At 40.6% G+C, this 18,929-nt stretch carries 13 protein-coding genes and 2 riboswitches; of the genes, 11 read left to right on the top strand and 2 right to left on the bottom strand.

The features are described 5' to 3' along the window. Positions 1–22: 22 nt before the first annotated feature. The 4 genes from AC1DOK_RS15450 (at position 23) to abc-f (ending at position 6,296) form a co-directional block, all read left to right on the top strand. On the top strand, positions 23–2,332 hold the full coding sequence (locus AC1DOK_RS15450) for a thiamine pyrophosphate-dependent enzyme (protein WP_477555194.1): 2,310 nt from the start codon (positions 23–25) through the stop codon (positions 2,330–2,332). Positions 2,333–2,482: 150 nt separating this feature from the next. Beyond that, positions 2,483–4,210, top strand: coding sequence for a protoglobin domain-containing protein (locus AC1DOK_RS15455; RefSeq protein WP_477555195.1), 1,728 nt, complete (start codon positions 2,483–2,485; stop codon positions 4,208–4,210). Positions 4,211–4,318: 108 nt separating this feature from the next. Further along, positions 4,319–4,489 carry a hypothetical protein gene (locus tag AC1DOK_RS15460; protein ID WP_477555196.1) on the top strand — a complete coding sequence of 57 codons (171 nt, stop codon included), beginning with the start codon at positions 4,319–4,321 and terminating at the stop codon, positions 4,487–4,489. Between the two features lie 175 nt (positions 4,490–4,664). Next, on the top strand, positions 4,665–6,296 hold the full coding sequence (abc-f, locus tag AC1DOK_RS15465) for a ribosomal protection-like ABC-F family protein (protein ID WP_477555197.1): 1,632 nt from the start codon (positions 4,665–4,667) through the stop codon (positions 6,294–6,296). 4 nt (positions 6,297–6,300) lie between these two features. Here abc-f and nagZ read toward each other — a convergent pair whose 3' ends face one another. Next, positions 6,301–7,632 (bottom strand): beta-N-acetylhexosaminidase, encoded by a 1,332-nt coding sequence (gene nagZ / locus AC1DOK_RS15470; RefSeq protein ID WP_477555198.1) that lies wholly within the window; start codon positions 7,630–7,632, stop codon positions 6,301–6,303. A 176-nt stretch (positions 7,633–7,808) separates the two neighbouring features. Here nagZ and AC1DOK_RS15475 point away from each other — a divergent pair, with 176 nt between their 5' ends. Further along, positions 7,809–9,560 carry a M20/M25/M40 family metallo-hydrolase gene (locus AC1DOK_RS15475; RefSeq protein WP_477555199.1) on the top strand — a complete coding sequence of 584 codons (1,752 nt, stop codon included), beginning with the start codon at positions 7,809–7,811 and terminating at the stop codon, positions 9,558–9,560. Positions 9,561–9,664: 104 nt separating this feature from the next. Here AC1DOK_RS15475 and msrB read toward each other — a convergent pair whose 3' ends face one another. After that, a complete protein-coding gene (gene msrB, locus AC1DOK_RS15480) occupies positions 9,665–10,630 on the bottom strand; it encodes a peptide-methionine (R)-S-oxide reductase MsrB (RefSeq protein WP_477555200.1) in 966 nt (321 codons plus the stop codon). A 178-nt stretch (positions 10,631–10,808) separates the two neighbouring features. Between msrB and AC1DOK_RS15485 the strand changes: the two genes are divergently transcribed. From AC1DOK_RS15485 to kdpC, 6 genes are all read left to right on the top strand, one after another. Beyond that, on the top strand, positions 10,809–12,770 hold the full coding sequence (locus AC1DOK_RS15485; RefSeq protein ID WP_477555201.1) for an ATP-dependent DNA helicase: 1,962 nt from the start codon (positions 10,809–10,811) through the stop codon (positions 12,768–12,770). A 360-nt stretch (positions 12,771–13,130) separates the two neighbouring features. After that, a riboswitch (cyclic di-AMP (ydaO/yuaA leader) is annotated at positions 13,131–13,336 on the top strand. Positions 13,337–13,492: 156 nt separating this feature from the next. Further along, positions 13,493–13,690: riboswitch (cyclic di-AMP (ydaO/yuaA leader) on the top strand. Positions 13,691–13,823: 133 nt separating this feature from the next. After that, positions 13,824–14,243 carry a hypothetical protein gene (locus AC1DOK_RS15490; RefSeq protein WP_477555202.1) on the top strand — a complete coding sequence of 140 codons (420 nt, stop codon included), beginning with the start codon at positions 13,824–13,826 and terminating at the stop codon, positions 14,241–14,243. A 106-nt stretch (positions 14,244–14,349) separates the two neighbouring features. Next, positions 14,350–14,424, top strand: coding sequence for a K(+)-transporting ATPase subunit F (gene kdpF / locus AC1DOK_RS15495; RefSeq protein WP_477555290.1), 75 nt, complete (start codon positions 14,350–14,352; stop codon positions 14,422–14,424). A 17-nt stretch (positions 14,425–14,441) separates the two neighbouring features. Beyond that, entirely contained in the window at positions 14,442–16,121 is a 1,680-nt protein-coding gene (gene kdpA, locus AC1DOK_RS15500) for a potassium-transporting ATPase subunit KdpA (protein ID WP_477555203.1), read from the top strand. Positions 16,122–16,139: 18 nt separating this feature from the next. Continuing rightward, positions 16,140–18,170 (top strand): potassium-transporting ATPase subunit KdpB, encoded by a 2,031-nt coding sequence (gene kdpB / locus AC1DOK_RS15505; RefSeq protein WP_477555204.1) that lies wholly within the window; start codon positions 16,140–16,142, stop codon positions 18,168–18,170. 89 nt (positions 18,171–18,259) lie between these two features. Further along, a complete protein-coding gene (kdpC, locus tag AC1DOK_RS15510; RefSeq protein WP_477555205.1) occupies positions 18,260–18,883 on the top strand; it encodes a potassium-transporting ATPase subunit KdpC in 624 nt (207 codons plus the stop codon). Positions 18,884–18,929 lie beyond the last annotated feature (46 nt).

Genomic DNA, 18,929 nt, shown 5'->3' on the forward strand with positions numbered 1-18,929 from the left:
CATGTAAAGGATGTGGGTTACTTTGGCAATCGATATTAAGAAAGAAGGGCTAGAGCTCGGTAAAGTTGAGCAACGCATGGTGTATGAGTCAGGCAATGAAATGGCTGCATATGCTGCCCATCAAATAAATTATCATGTAATGGGATATTTCCCAATTTCTCCATCCACGGAGGTTGCGCAATTTCTAGATATGATGAAAGTGAACGGACAACATGATATCGTGCTTATTCCTGCGGACGGCGAACATGGTTCTGCAGGTATTTGTTATGGTGCATCAACAGCTGGGGGCCGCGTATTTAATGCGACAAGTGCGAATGGCTATTTATACATGCTAGAACAAATGCCAGTTCAATCCGGTACTCGCTTCCCAATGGTTATGAACCTAGTATGTCGCTCTGTATCAGGTCCCCTTGATATTCATGGTGATCATTCTGATTTATATTATGCGCTGAATACGGGTTGGCCAATTCTAATGTGTCGTGATCCACAAGCTGTATACGACATGAACATCATGGCGCTTAAGCTTGCAGAAGATAAGGATGTACGTCTTCCAGTTATCGTAGCTTCTGACGGGTATTTTACTTCTCACCAGAAGCGCCGCGTGCAGACGTTCGCGCATCGTAAGGATGTGCATGCTTTTGTTGGCGAACAGCCGCCAGTAGGTTATCCGCATACGCTTGATCGTAATAATCCGATTACTGTGGGACCTTACATGAATGAGCCAGACTATATCAATAACTGTTATCAGCAGTCAGTTGCGATGTACAATGCAGAAGAGGTATACGATCGTATTCGCAAAGAGTATTTCGAATTAACCGGACGCGATTATCCAATTCTTGATTTGTATCGTATGGAGGATGCAGAGGTTGCTGTATTCCTAATGAATTCCTCATCGGAGATTATCAAAGATGTGGTCGATCAATTGCGAGCTAAAGGGATTAAAGCAGGCTCGATTGCACCAAATATCATTCGTCCATTCCCGCAGAAGCAAATTGCAGAAGCGCTTAAGAATGTGAAGGCAGTAACAGTTGGTGATCGTGCTGATTCGTATGGTGCGCATGGCGGTAATATGGTCTTAGAAATCAAAGCGGCGCTTTTCACTCATGGTAATAGTAATACAATGGTAATTAGTCGTATTTATGGCCTTGGCGGCAAAGACTTCTACGCTGAGGACGGTCATAATTTCTTCCAATTTGCGATTGATGCTGTTGAAGCCGGTAAAGTTGAAGTTCCATTCGATTATTACGGACACACACCTGGAGATCCAACTAAAGCGCCTAAGCGTGTGCTAAATCCGATGAAATATGAAGAATTAAATACAGGCTTAATTAAAGCAACGAAGGACGAGGCGACTGGCAAAGTGAATGTCAAAATGCCTCCGTTACGTGCTCTAACAGGTAAACCTAAGCGTCTTGCACCAGGACATGGTGCTTGCCCAGGCTGCGGTATTTTCTCTGGTCTTGAACTATTCTTCAAAGGAATTGAAGGCGATATCGTCGCTCTATTCCATACAGGCTGTGCAATGGTTGTTACAACAGGCTATCCATATTCAGCACATAAAGCGACTTACATTCATAACCTGTTCCAGAATGGTTCAGCTACGTTATCGGGTGTCGTTGAAATGTTCTGGGAGCGTAAGCGCAGAGGTGAGCTTGATGAATTGAATCTGAAGGACGACTTCACATTTGTCATGATCACAGGTGATGGTGGTATGGATATCGGTATGGGTCCATCAATCGGTGCCGCGCTTCGTAACCATAAAATGATCATTCTCGAGTATGATAATGAAGGCTATATGAATACAGGAGCTCAGCAGTCTTATTCAACACCACTTGGTCATCGCACCTCAACTTCGAACGTTGGTAAGACGAAGGGCGGTAAGGTGTTCCAGCACAAAGATACAGCACAGATCATGGCAGCAACCAATATTCCTTATGTATTTACTGGTAGTGAATCATTCCCGCAGGACTTAGTTAAGAAAGCTGCGAAAGCACAATGGTACGCACAGAACGAAGGAATGGTTTATGGTAAAATCTTAATCGCTTGTCCACTGAACTGGTTATCAGAGGATCAAGATGGTTCTAATATTGTCGGCGAAGCGGTTAATTCTTGTTTCTTCCCACTGTATGAAGTCGAACATGGTGTTACGACGATTACGTACAACCCAGAGGATAAGAATAAGAAAGTTCCACTCAGCGATTGGCTCAAAATGATGGGTAAAACTAGACATATGTTGAAGCCAGAATATGAAGAAGCTTTACAAGCGTTCGAACATGAAGTAGAACGCCGCTGGACAGTTCTTAAAGCGAAGAACGATAGCCCTTATTTGTAGATGATATAAGGTTGATTTAATTAGAACACGCCTCGAATTAGTAGAGGCGTGTTTTTATTTTGCAAGATGCACATATATATTACGACAAAAATCGACATTTTTTTATAGAGTGTACTATAATCAAGATATATCGATGAAAGGGGCGATCTTGTGTTATTTGGTAATAAATCACCGCAATTCATTCATTCCATTCAGCAAACAGATATTCAGGCGTCTGAACGATTGCAGCAAAGGCTTCATTTTCTACAAATCACTTCACAAGATGCACATAATGTTAAGAAACTGCAGGATCTCATAACTAAACATTTGGAAACGATTACAGAACGCCATAATGAAATACTTGGTCAAATGCCAGTTCTCGCGGAAATCATAAATAAGAATAGTACGTTAGAGCGATTAACCAAAACCTTCAAGGTGTATTTGTTATCGATACCTAATGTGCAATTTGATGAGGAATACATACAATCTCGTGTTCGGATCGGACAGGTTCACAGTCATATCAATCTATCACCTGAGTGGTTTATCGGTTCTTATGTACGTATTTACGAGTATTTAATGCCGCTTGTATTAGATACTTTCCATAATCGCAGTACAGCGAGTTCGATCTTACTATCGTTAAACCGAATACTCATGCTCGATGCACAGCTTGTACTTGAAGCGTATCAGGAAGTTCACGAGTTCCGATTTGTTCAAACAAATAGTGAGATTGTTGAAGAGTTAATACAGCTCGATAAAGTGAAACCTCTTCTTGTTGCTGTAAACAAAACAGTGAATGAATCGATGAGTGTGAGTGCTGGGACAGAACAATTGACAGCTTCAGTAGAGAAGGTTGCTGAGCATGCCATTCAAGTTGCTGAGAATACAGAGAGCTTAGTGAAACAGACTGAGCTTGGTCAAGAAGTTATACATAAATCATTAAATGGATTCTTATCAGTTGTAGATGAATTTACTGAAACTCGGGCTAAACTAGATGAGCTATTCCATTCCATTGAGAATGTTAGTGAGGTTGTACAGTTTATTCGTGAAGTTGCCAACCAAACGAATCTACTCTCTCTTAATGCAGCTATTGAGGCTGCTCGTGCTGGAGAGGAAGGAAAAGGCTTTGCTGTTGTTGCACAGGAGGTACGCAAATTATCTGATCAAACGAGGCGATCAGCAGAGACGATTACGGAGTTAATCGATAATGTACGTCTAAGTGCGAATCTGGTAGGAACTAAATCAGGTGAAATGTCTAAATCGATCCAGCAACGAGTAGAGGAAACTAAGGAAGCGATAACAAGTCTTGATCAGATCATGTACAAAGTCAGTGAAATTGGTGGCTTAACATCACATATTGCAGCAATTGTAGAAGAACAGTCAGCAGCAATAAATGATATATCTGTTCGTATCATCAATGTACTTGAGCAAACCGATAATATTAGTACGAATGCAACTGACACAGGTAGAAGTATTTATGAGGTAAGTGTCAAAGTAAATGAGCTTCGTAACCAATCATTAAACTACTTATCCCATATAAATGACGCGCAATTACTTCGAGTTGTGAAAACAGATCATTTATTATGGAAATGGAGGGTTTATAATAGCGTGCTTGGATTTGAACAACTGGATGTTAGTAAATTGGATGATCATGATCATTGTCGTTTAGGTGAATGGTACAATGCCAATAAGAAGCATCCTATAATTGGAGCTCTTGCTTCTTTTCAAGCGTTACAAGAGCCTCATGTACATATTCATCAGCTAACTAGGCATGCAACTGACTTATTGAGATTAGGTAAACATCAAAAAGCGATGGATAGCTTATCACAAATTGAAACAACTTCACATAATGTAATTAAGCATATTGATCAGCTTCATGAGGACTTACGTAAAGTAAAGTAAAGTAAAGTAAAGTAGATGCTACTTGTTGAAATCATATGAATCTTATGATATGTTGAATAAGTTATATTAAGCACATAAGAGGCTTAATAATGGAGGAGGTGAGGTAGGATGAATTACGAGAATGTGAACGACCGATTGAGCCAGCTGGAAGATACGATCAGCTGTGTTTGTCATGCAAATCGTGTAACGGGAGAAGTCTGTCCATTATTCCCTATACGATTCACAACTCGTGTAAATATTCCTGCCTTAACCTTAAGCGGATATGAAGGTACAGTATAGTCGTCATTCAGTGATACAGATGTAAGTATCGCATCTAGTGACGAAACTCTATATTGTTCATTCATCAAACAATTAAGTTCAAGAGCTGTGGGAATTTCCCGTGGCTCTTTTTGTTATATAAAAAAATATTTTAAGATCTGCTATCAACTTATTTATACCTATTGGAGGGTTTATTATGATTATCAATATGCAGCATGTACAGAAATACTTTGGAGCTACATTAGTGTTATCAGATTTAACTTTGGAAGTTAAACAAGGTGACCGAATCGGTCTAATTGGGAGGAACGGTACAGGCAAGACGACCGTTCTGCAGCTGATCGCTGGCGTCGAGAAACAAGATCAAGGGGAAATAGCGATTCGTAAGATGAGTAAAATCGGTTATCTTGCGCAAATTCCAGTAACGACAGAACAAACAACCGTCTATGATGTTCTATCTGAAGCATATGGAGAAGTGCGTGATATCCAGCGAAGAATGACTGCACTAGAAGTAGCAATGACGGATGAGCAAGTCTTAGCTGACGAAAGTAAGCTAACTCATATCCTAAATAAATATGCTGAACTACAAGAGCAATTTGAAAAAGCTGGTGGATATGAGATGGAAGCAAGAATAAACCAGGTTGCAGGTGGACTTAGTATTCCATCCTCACAATATAATCGCTTATTCTCATCATTATCAGGTGGAGAGAAGACAAAGGTAGGGCTAGCTTCGATATTGTTAGCCAAACCTACTATTTTGCTGTTAGACGAACCGACTAACCATCTAGATGTCTCGGCTGTCGAATGGCTCGAAGCCTACTTAAAGAATTACAATGGATGTTATATCGTAGTATCGCATGATCGCTACTTTCTAGATCAAGTAGTGAACAAAATCGTTGAGATTGAAGATGGTGAAGCTGCAGTCTTTCATACGAATTACACAGGTTATCAGAAGGAAAAGCAAGTCAGGCTACTCCAGCAATTTGCTGACTACAAGGATCAACAGAAACAGATCAAGCAGATGAGGGAAGCCATCAAACGATATCAGGAATGGGGTAGAATTGGAGGGAACGATAAGTTTTTTAGGCGAGCAGCGGCTATACAGAAAATTATTGATCGGATGGAGAAAATTAAGCGCCCTGTGCTGCAACGTAGAACAGCAGAATTTGATTTGAAAATGAATGATCGATCTGGAGAAGATGTTGTGACATGCCTTGAAGTGAACAAGTCTTACAGGGATCGTTTGCTACTCGAGAATGTATCAGAGCTACTTAGATACGGTGAACGAATAGCATTAATTGGTGATAACGGTGCGGGTAAGAGTACGCTGTTCAAGATGATCCTCGGCACTGAACAACCCGATGAAGGTGAAATTATGGTCGGTTCTCGTGTTCAGGTTGGTTATTTGGCACAAGACTCTAAACCAATCGTGAATAAAACTGTCCTTCAATACTTCCGTGAGGAAGCGTGTCTTGAAGAAGGTGAGGCTAGAGGGCGACTTGCGCAATATTTGTTCTATGGAGCGGATGTATTTAAGGGGATCACCAATTTATCAGGCGGTGAATGGACGAGATTGCGATTAGCACTCATCATGCACGAAAAGCCTAATTTTCTGATGCTAGACGAACCAACCAATCATCTTGATATTGAGTCGAGAGAAGCTCTTGAAGAAATGCTAGAAGATTTCTCCGGAACAGTTCTTGCTATATCACATGATCGTTATTTTATTAACAAAATTGCACAGCGGATCTGGCGTGTCCATGATCGCAAGTTATCAACCTATATCGGTAACTTTGATGATTATAGGGAACGTAGTTCTGCGAAACAATAAGTGATTAAGGAATGTACTTATCTAATAGCTGCTTGAATTCCTCATTCATCGCTTTGACATCAAATTGTTTGACCAACGCATCAGTCAATTGATACTTGTTCTTCAATCTCATAATACGATATACACTGTCATCGATTCTCTCTGAAGAAATTTCACCCGCCTCAGCGGCTTTCTTCAGGGCTTCGATGGCGGCTATTTGTTTATCGTAACTGTGGCATACAAGAACGATATCAGTCCCAGCCTTCACGGATTGAACAACGGCTTCTCCAATACCATAATTGGTTTCAATTGCTCCCATCGTCATGTCATCCGTTATGACTACGCCTTCAAAGCCTAATTTTTGTCTGAGAACATCATGAATGAGTACCTTCGACAATGAGGCAGGGTAAGTAGGATCTAATTCGGGAAGTAGTAGATGTGCAACCATGACGACTTCGGCACCTTGATTAACTGCTTTCGCAAATGGCTTTAATTCAAAATTTACTAATTGCGTTAAATTTCGATTAATAATAGGTAATCCGATATGGGAGTCCATCGATGTATCGCCATGGCCTGGAAAATGTTTCACAACTGGGATTATACCCTCCTTGGATATACCCTTCATCATATTAACCCCAAGGTTCGTTACGATGGATTGTTTGCTGCTAAATGATCTATCACCGATGATCGGATTATTAGGATTACTGTTAATATCGAGAACGGGGGCAAAGTCCATATTAAATCCAAGCATACGAATTTGCTTCGCAATTTGTTCACCGTATTGTGCTGCGAATGTCTCATTATTAATAGAGCCAATAACTTGATTAGTCGGTAGCTTTATAAATTCATTTGGCATTCGGCTAACTCTACCACCTTCTTCATCGACACTGAGAAACAAAGGTTGGTCATTTAAACTATCATTGATTTGTTTTAGATTATTCAGGAGCTCCACGGTTTGACTGGCACTTGAAATGTTGCGTTTAAAAAGAATAAATCCGCCAACCTGATAGCTATTAATTAACTCTTCGACCTTTGGATCTGTAGTTTCACCTTCTAGGCCAACGATAACCATTTGACCAATTTTCTGGTTTATCGTCATTTTCCTAATTTGCTCTTTGATCGGATCTAGCTTGGTATCAGGCGTTCCTTGTTGCTTTATTTGGTCATTAATTGAAGGTTGAATTGTAGCGTGTAAATTGGATGGAGTAGGTTGTATACTTGATGATGTTGGAGATATTGTATTAGCTGTTGATTGACCCAAACTTGTACGATTCTGTTCGATTGGACTAGCACATCCTGATAAGGATGGCGTAATTAACAGTAGGCCTATGAGGAGCGGAAACATTCTGCTTTTCATCTATTTATGCACCTTCAATTCGAGTGATTAAGGGTTGGCTTATATACATATAAGACGTATATTTAGACAAATGGTTCCAGAGAATAAGTTTAATTAATGAGTGTGCTAGACTGCTACCTGTGATAGTACTAGACCTGACTAGAATTGGATAAATTATTGTAGGAGGTGTTCATGCAATGACTGTTACTGAAAAGCGTATCAAACGAAAGCCTAATAAGCAAATTTCTACACTAATAATTATTTTAATTTTCGGCCTATTTATGACCTTAAGCTTGATCCAAGAATCATCACCGAAACCTGTCTTAGAAACAGCGCAATTAACAGAATTCTCAGCCGAAAGGGCAATGAAGCATGTGCGTGAAATTGCCAAAGAGCCACATCCAACTGGATCTGAAGCACACGAACGAGTTATAGCTTATATCATTTCTGAAATGCAGAAACTCGGTGTTGAGCCCGTTAAACAAGAATTAACGAGAGAGTTTATGGATAGGGATTTTCCGGTTGATTTAAGCGGCTCTAAAGCCTATAACATTATTGGTAAATTACCAGGAACGAATAGCTCGAAGGCGATTATGCTGACAGCTCATCATGACTCTGTTAAATTTGGACCCGGAGCAAACGATGATGCAGTAGGAGTTGCTGCTTTGTTAGAAACTCTAAGGGCTCTGAAGGCAAGTCCTCCTTTACAAAATGATGTTGTTTTCTTGATTACAGATGCTGAGGAAATCGATTTACTTGGCGCCCGTGCTTATTGGAATGACGTAAACAGTCCATATCGTAACGAGATTGGTATGCTTGCTAATTTTGAAACGAGAGGAACGAAAGGATCTTCCTTAATGTTCCAAACTAGTCGTGATAACGGCTGGCTTGTCAAAAATTTTGCGAAGACTGCTCAGAATCCTGTCTCAAGCTCACTAATGGGTGATGTGTATGCCATGCTTCCGAACGATACGGATATGACCATATCCAATTCTACTAATATTTCAGGTATTAACTTCGCATTTGGGGATGGATGGACCGGTTATCATACGACAAGGGACAATGTGGATAATGTAAGTCTATCAACCTTACAGCATCACGGTGTTAATGCACTTCAAGTAGCTAATCATTTTGGAAATATCGATATATCGGAGTCCAAAGAACCTGATCGCGTCTATTTTAATTTATTTGGCAAGCTAATTCATTATCCTAAATCATCTGTAATCCTACTATCTAGCCTTATTGCCATCATGTTCTTATATGCGCTTGTAATCGGTTTGCGTAAGAAAGTGATATCTGTGAACCATCTCTTGATCGGAATGGGTGGCGTGATTACAGCTATCATCTTATCGATTGGCATAAATTACGGTCTTTGGTATGTAGTTGATCATTTATGGGCTTATAAGCTCAAAGTTAGGCAAGGCGCGATCTTCTATAACAATTGGTTTGAGCTAAGCTTCTTGTTCATGACCTTTGGTATTTGCTATACCCTAGTGGGGTGGATCAGAAAGAAGATCTCGCTCGTCAACTTCTGGGTTGCTGGTCAATTCATTTGGGTAATACTCTTAATGGTCATAAGCATCTATCTTCCTGGTGGTAGTTATTTATTCATGTTCCCATTGTTCATTCAACTGATTATACTCATCATTGCCTTACGTTCACGGGTAGCTGACCGAGTCATTATGCATCCGGTTGGGTTATTGTTCATCGCATCCGTACCGATATTACTTTGGACATTTATTGTGCGAATGTTATTCGTATTCTTGCCAGTAGCGACGAATGTATATGTTATGGCTATCCCTGTATTACTTTTTGCCATATTGTATCCTCTAATTGATTCTCTTCGAGAGTCTAATAGAAGGTTCTGGTCTGTATTTGGTTTCGCTATGTCGTTCTTGATGCTGGCAGGAACTCTTGTTTTACTAGTTGTGGATCAAGGTTCAAGGTAGACAAAGTTACTTTAAGGTAAACATTCTAATAGTAAATCATCATAAAGAAGCGAACCCTCCTAAGTGCGGGGTTCGCTTCATTCGCTTCTTCTTTTATAATCTAATTACGCTTGAAATAAGTTTACATATTCGCCATATCCTTCTTCAGCTAGTTGTTCCTTCGGTATAAAACGTAGAGCGGCTGAATTGATACAGTACCGAAGACCTGTTGGATCAGGGCCGTCATTGAACACGTGACCAAGATGTGAGTCTCCCGAATGACTGCGTACTTCTGTACGAATCATAAAGTGAGTGAAATCTTGTTTTTCCTCTACATTATGTGATTGAAGTGGCTTAGTAAAGCTTGGCCAGCCGCAGCCTGAGTCGAATTTATCGAGTGAGCTGAACAGTGGTTCACCAGTCACGATGTCTACATATATACCTTCACCCTTGTGATCCCAGAACTCATTCTGAAATGGGGGTTCTGTTGCATTATTTTGCGTAACATCGTATTGGATAGGCGTCAAACGCTCTTTAAGCTGAGTGTGATCAATTGATCTTTTCCAGTTCTGCTCGATGAATGAATCACGGCCAGAGCCTTTGCGGTAATTCTTATAATGGGCTGTGCTTTTGCGATGAAACTGTTGATGATATTCCTCTGCTGCGTAGAATTCGGTCGCAGGAATGATTCGAGTTACGATCGGCTTATCGAATCTACCGCTTTGCTCAAGCTTATGCTTGGACGCTTCAGCCAATTCCTTCTGGCGCTCGTTATAATAGAAAATCGCTGTACGATAGGAAGAACCTCTGTCATGGAATTGTCCTCCAGCATCTGTTGGGTCAATTTGCTGCCAATACAGTTCAAGCAGCTTCTCGTAAGGGAAGATAGCAGAATCAAATGTAATTTGGACTGCTTCGTAATGACCTGTGGTGTCCGAACAAACCTCCTCGTAAGTTGGGTTCACTGTATGTCCACCAATATATCCGGATACTACTTTCATAATGCCAGGCAACTCTTCGAATGGGGACACCATACACCAGAAGCATCCACCTGCAAAAGTTGCTTGTTCAATTGTATTATGATCTGTCATTTAATAACCTCCTACTTTTCACACGTTATTTCATCTATTCTAATCGTTCGTTCATAAATTGGCAAAAATAAGGTGGAAAAAGTTTACTGATATTTTCCGGTTTTTGGGTTATTTGCTTTTGCACGTAATTCATGTAAAGATATAGGTTTAGACATAACAATTGGGGGCAGGATTTTTAGTGGAACAATATCCTTTTGCATACAATCCTTCAGAGTCATTCGTTCAACAAGTGAGTGACTTTGTTGCAGATGTATTCTATGAAGTTTTACCCGAAGTCGGATTTGAAGTTAGAGATGAACAAATCTATATGGCTTTTCAACTCGAAAGAGCTTTTGCTGATAAACAGACGATATTTGCAGAGGCAGGTGTGGGAACGGGTAAAACACTTGTTTATTTATTATATACAATTTGCTATGCGAGATATAAGGGGAAACCAGCGATAATTGCCTGTGCGGATGAATCCTTAATCGAACAGCTTGTTAAGCCAGAAGGGGATATTGCGAAGCTAGCGCAGCATTTGAATCTTAAGATTGATGCGCGGCTTGGTAAATCACCAGACCAGTATCTATGCTTGAATAAGCTTGATGAAGCAAGATTTGACGATACTGAGGAAGACCTCTATCAAGGTATTCATTTGGGGCTTCCTGCTTTCGTGCATGGTAGAGAAGCGATGCAATCGTTTCACCATTATGGCGACCGCAAAGAATACCCTGAGCTAAGTGATGAAGAGTGGCATAAGATAAGCTGGGATGTGTTTCAGGATTGTCTTGTATGTGATAAAAGGCATCGCTGTGGTCAGACATTGTCCAGAGATCACTACCGTAAATCTACAGATTTAATTATATGCTCCCATGATTTCTATATGGAACATGTATGGACGTATGAGGGACGTAAGCGTGAAGGGCAGCTACCACTATTACCAGAGCATAGCGCAGTTGTATTTGATGAAGGACATTTACTTGAGTCAGCTGCGCAGAAGGCGTTGACATACAAGCTTAAGCACTCCGTATTCGAAGAAATTGTCATTCGTTTGTTACAAGGAGAGGTTCGTGAAGATCTTGCTCTTGCAATAGAAGATGCCATAACTCATAGCGAAGTGTTATTTGATCTGTTGCATCAGAATAGCGTAGCTGTGAAGGGTTCAGATCGGAAGGAAATTACTTATACAGATGAGTTAATCTATGCGATTAACCGATTTAGAAGCGCTATTGCACAGATTGAGGAAGAATTGGTACTCGAGAGCGGCGTTTATTCATTGGATGAATATCAGCTTCGGATTGTGGAAGAACATCTGGAGATGATTGGACTTGCATTAAGCTTGTACAGCCGTAAAGATCAATTAATCTCTTGGGTGATGGAGGATACCAATGGGCTTACCCTCGTCATTATGCCCAAAATGGTTAAGGAAGTGTTAGAGGAACGGGTATTCTCTCAGAAAATGCCTGTTGTATTCTCGTCCGCAACACTTTCAATTGAGGATTCATTTCATTATGTAGCTGACAATCTGGGCGTTAAACAATACCTGTCGATGTCAGTACCATCTCCTTATAACTATGCGGAGAAGATGAAAGTATTTGCGCCACAACTCAGCCAAGAAGTGAGCTCTACTGATTTATTCTCAGCAAAAATGAAAGTTGCTATAGCATCTCTTGGGCAATCGGAAGGCAGGGCACTACTCCTCTTCACTTCCAAAGAAGAGTTGAAGCAGTTTAAGCAAGAGATTGGTCGGTATGAAGCATGTCAAGCTATGAAGTTCTGGTTCGAAGGGGATCAGGAAATTAGTCATCTGATATCTGCTTTTCAAAATGATGAGCATAGCGTTTTATGTGCTGTAACCCTGTGGGAAGGTCTCGATATACCAGGCCCGTCTTTGTCTAATGTGATTATTTGGTCATTACCATTTCCTCCGAACGATCCTGTATTCTCTGCCAAGCGTCAAGCTGCCGCTGAGCCATTCACAGAGGTTGATCTGCCATATATGCTGCTTCGCCTTAGACAAGGAATAGGGCGGTTGATCAGATCTAGTGACGATCACGGTGAAGTGACCATTTTGGGACAAGAGCTGCATCATAATGAGCTGGTAAAAGAGAAGATTAAAGAAATCATGCCAACTGGTGTTAGTATGAGTGTGAGTGTGTAACATATAGCCAAAGCTAGCTAAGCCTAGTCTAGATAAAGCCTCCTATGACAGAATATAGTCTGTAGGAGGCTTACTTACGTTATGTAATTGAACTGTATAATACTCCTTTGTCATGACTTTGTAAATCGTATTTTCAAAATAATTAGTGTTTTCATAATTAATTTCCGCCCATTATTGAAGATCCCTTTTAAAACTACGAAATCATGAGTAATAGCGAGCAAATGGTATGCATCTTGTGGATCAATCGTTATTTATGTTCGCAATTATGCTTATTTGGCTCTATCTTGATTGCAGATCGACTTTACAAGTTTTGCTAGCAGGAGTAATATTCAAAACGTGATTTGAATTGATTAAGTTTCGATTCGCTGATCGCTGAATTCCCGCCTATGGGAATCGGGGGAACCAATGGGTGTAGTCATTGTACGATGTGAGAGTCGTGCATGCTGCCTCTGGGGTGAATCTTGTATGTATCCGTGAATTGCGTCACGAAATTATACATACGAGTAGGGCGACTCTCACCGCCCGAATCCGTCAGCTAACCTCGTAAGCGTGGTAACTGGGCATAAGGACGATATTTTGAATTTCTTTGCGTCAATGCTCTATGAGAGAGGATGATGAAGCTTGTGATCGTATAGCCGACCACAGGGCTTAAGTCTCTGTGGTTTTTTAGTACAATTTTTTGAAAATATTGATTCATTTATGAAAATGAATAATGCAATTGTAGTTCTTTATCGCTGAATCTCCGGGTGCAACATTTGGAGAACGGGGGAACCAATCGGTAGCTGATATCCAGCACCATGGGGTGAATCTTCTATATATTAAGAAGCATGACTGAAGTCATGAGATCTTACATATGAAGTAGGGCGACTCTTACGCCCGAATCCGACAGCTAACCTCGTAAGCGTACCAAGAGAGGCAACAATTTCGTGCGAATTAGACACGGCTAATTTAGCTGTGCTCTTCAAAGAGCCACGGGAATCGTTCCTTTCCTGTGGCTCTTTGTCTATTTCACAGTGTTAATTGTTGCTTAAATCATGTCAGGAGGAAAGACAAGTGATTGAGCAGGAAGTAATTCTCGTATCCGCCCCCAATAAAACAGGCGAGAATTTTATGAAACAATTAAAACTTAAAGGGTTACCTTTTATAGCATTATCCAATAACAAAAATGATAGTGACCGAATTAGTAAATTAGGTGCTGAACAAGTTGTAATCGTAGACAGTGGAGGACATGAGACTTGGATAATTCCAGACCTACCGATCGGCAACGTGTATTTGTTTGAAAACAGTTTTAATCTGTGTTGTCGGTATATTCAGATGTGTCGCGGCTGGACTTCTAAACCAATCTACGTCATTACACATAGCTTCAATCCAAGATTAGTGTATCGGGGACTTGGTGCTGAGTATGTGATCTATACACACAACGATGACGTTTCGTTTCTGATTCAGGATGATAGAGGGAGGGAATCCAAATGAATGATCTATATATGGTTCTTCTGCTAGCAGGTACATTTCTCGTGTTTTATGCTTTCTTAGTTTGGTGTGATCGAATTGTTGATGAATCTGGAGGAGAGCGCAAATGATGATCATCGGTATAATTGCTATTTTTGTATTTGTTTATTTAGTTTACGCGCTAGTGAATCCAGAGAAGTTCTAAATATAGGAGGAAGTTAGATGGGCATCATACAAATTATTGCAGTGATTGTGCTGTTAATCCTAATCGTTAAACCTTTAGGTACGTATATCTATCATATTTTTTCAAATCAAGCTAACCGTACCGACAAAATATTTGGTCCAATTGAGAATGTCATATACCGATTGATCGGACTCAAGAATCGTGCTGAAATGTCATGGAAACGATATGCACTCACTTTAATTGCAGTCAATATAGCTTTAGTGGCAGTGAGTTATTTGATTCTACGGATCCAGCAGATTTTACCGCTCAATCCAAGTGGAATCTCCAATATGGAATCAACACTTTCATTCAATACAGTCATTAGCTTCATGACGAATACAAACCTGCAGCATTATAGTGGTGAAACAGGATTAACCTATTTCTCACAAATGGCCGTGATTATCATGATGATGTTCACTTCTGCCGCAACCGGTATTATTGTAGCTATTGCATTTATCCGGGGATTAACTAGTAAAGGCAAAACGCTCGGTAATTTTTTCGTAGACTTTGTCAAAGCACATATTCGCTTACTAATTCCACTCGCGATTATCGTGACTCTAGTTCTAGTAGCATTAAAAGTACCTCAAACCTTCAGTCCTAGCATTCAAGCAACAACAATTGAAGGGCAAACACAGCAAATACCTGTTGGACCTGTCGCTTCACTAGTTTCGATCAAGCATTTAGGTACGAATGGGGGTGGATTCTTCGGAGTCAATTCATCTCATCCATTTGAGAATCCGAGTCCACTAACGAATGTACTAGAAATTTTGTCGATGTGGTGTATACCAGCTGCACTGACCTTCACATTTGGTAAATTCGCTCGCAATAAGAAGCAAGGCTGGATTATTTTTGGCACGATGCTATTCTTGTTCGTCTCGTTCTTATCGCTTGCTTATTATTCGGAGAGTCAGGGAAATCCTGCAATTAACGCACTCGGTATAAATGCAACTCAGGGTAGTATGGAAGGTAAGGAAGTTCGATTCGGTATTCCGCAATCCGCCTTGTTTACAACCGTTACAACAGCAGCTACCACGGGGTCAGTTAACAATATGCACGATACATTGACGCCACTTGGCGGACTCGTCCCGCTAGGATTAATGATGTTAAATAGTGTTTTTGGCGGCGATGGTGTTGGACTTGTGAACATGCTCATGTATGCCATTCTAGCCGTATTCCTTTGTGGATTGATGGTTGGACGTACACCTGAGTTCTTGGGTCGCAAAATTGAAGCACGAGAGATGAAGCTTATAGCAATTGCCATATTAGTGCATCCGCTCATCATTCTAGGACCAACAGCTATTGCTTTGGTATCCGATTTAGGAACCGCAGCAATTACGAACACAGGGTTTCATGGTATATCCCAAGTTCTCTATGAATACACATCCTCTGCTGCAAACAACGGATCAGGATTTGAAGGACTAGGGGATAACACACCATTCTGGAATATTACAACAGGGCTCGTTATGTTGCTTGGACGATATATTTCGATCATCGCACTGCTAGGTGTTGCAGGATCACTAGTTAATAAACAATGGGTTCCAGAAACAATCGGTACTTTCCGTACAGACAATAAAATGTTTATGGGAATTCTGATTGCTACGGTATTGATTATTGGCGCTTTAACGTTCTTACCTGTTCTTGTATTGGGACCAATTGCTGAGTTTTTAACATTACGCTAGTCGATGAGGTGAAATAGAATGAGTTCAAACCGAAAGAATATGATATCAAGCGGCATGATTAATCATGCATTAAAAGATAGTTTTATTAAACTTAATCCAATCACAATGATGAAGAATCCTGTGATGTTCGTAGTTGAAATGGGTACAATTGTCGTTCTATTAATGACGATATGGCCTGGATATTTTGGAACACAGGATAGTGCCCGATTTAATTTCGTTGTGTTCTTAATCTTGCTTTTTACCGTTTTATTCGCGAATTTTGCAGAAGCACTTGCAGAAGGTCGGGGCAAAGCGCAGGCTGATTCGCTCAAAAAATCGAAAAAAGAAATTACAGCTAATAAGGTTATTGGCAGCGGAATTAAAGTAGTTCCTTCCACAGAACTGCGCAAGGGAGATATTGTTATCGTCTCGCAAGGTGAGATGATTCCTGGTGATGGGGATGTCATTGAAGGTCTTGCATCTGTTGATGAATCAGCGATTACAGGCGAATCAGCACCTGTCATGAAAGAAGCTGGCGGCGACTTCAGTTCGGTAACCGGTGGTACTCGTGTACTGAGTGACCAGATTAATGTTAGGATTACAAGCGATCCAGGTGAATCATTTATCGATCGAATGATTTCCTTAGTTGAAGGTGCGAAGCGTCAGAAAACACCTAATGAAATTGCATTGAACACTTTATTAACGACCTTAACACTTATTTTTCTCATTGTTGTCATCACTTTAGCACCAATTTCTAAGTATATCGGAATTAATCTTGAAATACCGATTCTGATCTCCTTGCTCGTATGTCTAATTCCGACGACCATTGGTGGTTTGATATCAGCAATCGGGATTGCAGGTATGGACCGAGTGACACAGTTTAATGTAATTGCGATGTCAGGTAAAGCAGTCGAAGCATCAGGCGATATCAATACGATGATTCTAGATAAAACGGGAACAATCACCTACGGGAACCGAATGGCAAGTGAATTCATACCGGTCGGTAATCATAATTTGTCCACATTAGCAGAATGGGCTGCAATTAGTTCTCTTAAGGATGAAACGCCTGAAGGCAGATCTGTTCTTGAGCTAATGAAGAAAGAGCAGCTTGGCTTTAATGTACAGCAAGCTGAAGGCGGTACTTTTGTAGAATTTAGAGCGGAAACACGCATGAGCGGAATTGATTTAACAGATGGACGTATCGTTCGTAAGGGTGCAGTTGATGCGGTGAAGAAATGGGTTGTAGCCCAAGGTGGAAGCATACCAAATGATCTAGATGTCAAAGGAAATGCAATTGCTACAGCGGGAGGAACACCACTTGCTGTTACTGTCGATAAAGAAATAATGGGTTTAATCTACCTGAAGGATACCGTTAAACCAGGTATGCGCGAACGCTTTGAAACACTTCGCCAAATGGGTATTAAGACGATCATGTGTACAGGTGATAATCCACTTACGGCCGCCACGATTGCTCGTGAAGCTGGTGTGGATGAATTTATCGCAGAAAGTAAACCAGAGGATAAAATTGCGTTAATCAAGCGCGAACAAGCTGAAGGTAAACTCGTTGCTATGACGGGGGATGGAACCAATGATGCACCTGCACTAGCACAAGCTGATGTAGGCCTTGCGATGAATAGTGGGACATCAGCTGCTAAAGAAGCAGCGAATATGGTCGATCTGGACTCAGATCCATCGAAAATTATTGAAGTAGTAGCGATAGGTAAACAGCTGCTTATGACACGTGGAGCACTGACCACGTTCAGTATTGCCAATGATATTGCCAAATACTTTGCTATTATTCCAGCCATGTTCATGCTTGCGATCCCTGAACTTAACGTTCTTAATATTATGGGACTTGGATCACCGCAATCAGCCATTTTGTCAGCACTGATCTTTAACGCCATTATTATTCCAATCCTGATTCCACTTGCTATGAAGGGCGTATCCTATAAGCCAATGAATGCTTCAAAGCTGCTCAGTCGTAACTTATTCATTTATGGTTTTGGCGGAATCGTCGCTCCATTTATCGGAATTAAACTCATTGATTTGATTGTTCACATATGGGTATAGAGTAGGTATAGAGACAATAGACCATACACCATTGACAATAGATTCTATGTAAGAAGAAACAAACGAAATTCAGGAAGGAATGAAGGAGTATGTATCAAACAATACAGACATCGACAACTGTACCATCTACCGAGTCCAAAGGATCCTTTATATTCATAGCCATTCGATTGAGTATCTTATTTATTGTATTATGTGGAATTATTTATCCGCTCGTAACAACAGGAATAGCGCAGCTAATCATGCCAGGAAACGCGAACGGAAGCGTGATTAAATCAAGCAACGGTCAAATTCTTGGTTCTGAGCTCATTGGTCAGAACTTTACCGATCCGAAGCTATTTCATGGAAGGGTATCCAGTATTGAATATAAAGCAGAATCGTCTGGCTCCAATAACTATGCACCATTGAATCCAGCATTATTAGAGCGTGTACAGACATCGATCAATGATTGGAAATTGAACAATCCAAGTGTACCAATTGATCAATTGCCAGTTGCACTCATTACGAACTCTGGTTCAGGCTTAGATCCACATATAACACCTGAATCCGCCCTTGTGCAGATTCCACGAATTAGCTCTTTAACTGGTTTGTCAGAAGCTCAGCTGAAACAGCTTGTATCTGATTATACAGAGGGCAGGGATTTAGGACTGTTTGGCGAAAAGAGAGTTAACGTTCTCAAAATGAATTTAGCTCTTCAAGATTTAGAGAAGAAATAAGCACTAAATCTGTTAGCCCTGCCTGAAGATTCGGGCAGGGTTACTG

It is taken from the genome of Paenibacillus sp. P5_B5 (assembly GCF_056400365.1).

What these genes read in the sequence shown, in the direction of transcription:
- abc-f (WP_477555197.1), top strand. Translation starts at nt 4,665, where the DNA reads ATGATTATCAATATGCAGCATGTACAGAAATACTTTGGAGCTACATTA.
- AC1DOK_RS15460 (WP_477555196.1), top strand. Translation starts at nt 4,319, where the DNA reads ATGAATTACGAGAATGTGAACGACCGATTGAGCCAGCTGGAAGATACG.
- nagZ (WP_477555198.1), bottom strand. Translation starts at nt 7,632, where the DNA reads ATGAAAAGCAGAATGTTTCCGCTCCTCATAGGCCTACTGTTAATTACG.
- kdpB (WP_477555204.1), top strand. Translation starts at nt 16,140, where the DNA reads ATGAGTTCAAACCGAAAGAATATGATATCAAGCGGCATGATTAATCAT.
- AC1DOK_RS15475 (WP_477555199.1), top strand. Translation starts at nt 7,809, where the DNA reads ATGACTGTTACTGAAAAGCGTATCAAACGAAAGCCTAATAAGCAAATT.
- msrB (WP_477555200.1), bottom strand. Translation starts at nt 10,630, where the DNA reads ATGACAGATCATAATACAATTGAACAAGCAACTTTTGCAGGTGGATGC.
- kdpC (WP_477555205.1), top strand. Translation starts at nt 18,260, where the DNA reads ATGTATCAAACAATACAGACATCGACAACTGTACCATCTACCGAGTCC.
- kdpA (WP_477555203.1), top strand. Translation starts at nt 14,442, where the DNA reads ATGGGCATCATACAAATTATTGCAGTGATTGTGCTGTTAATCCTAATC.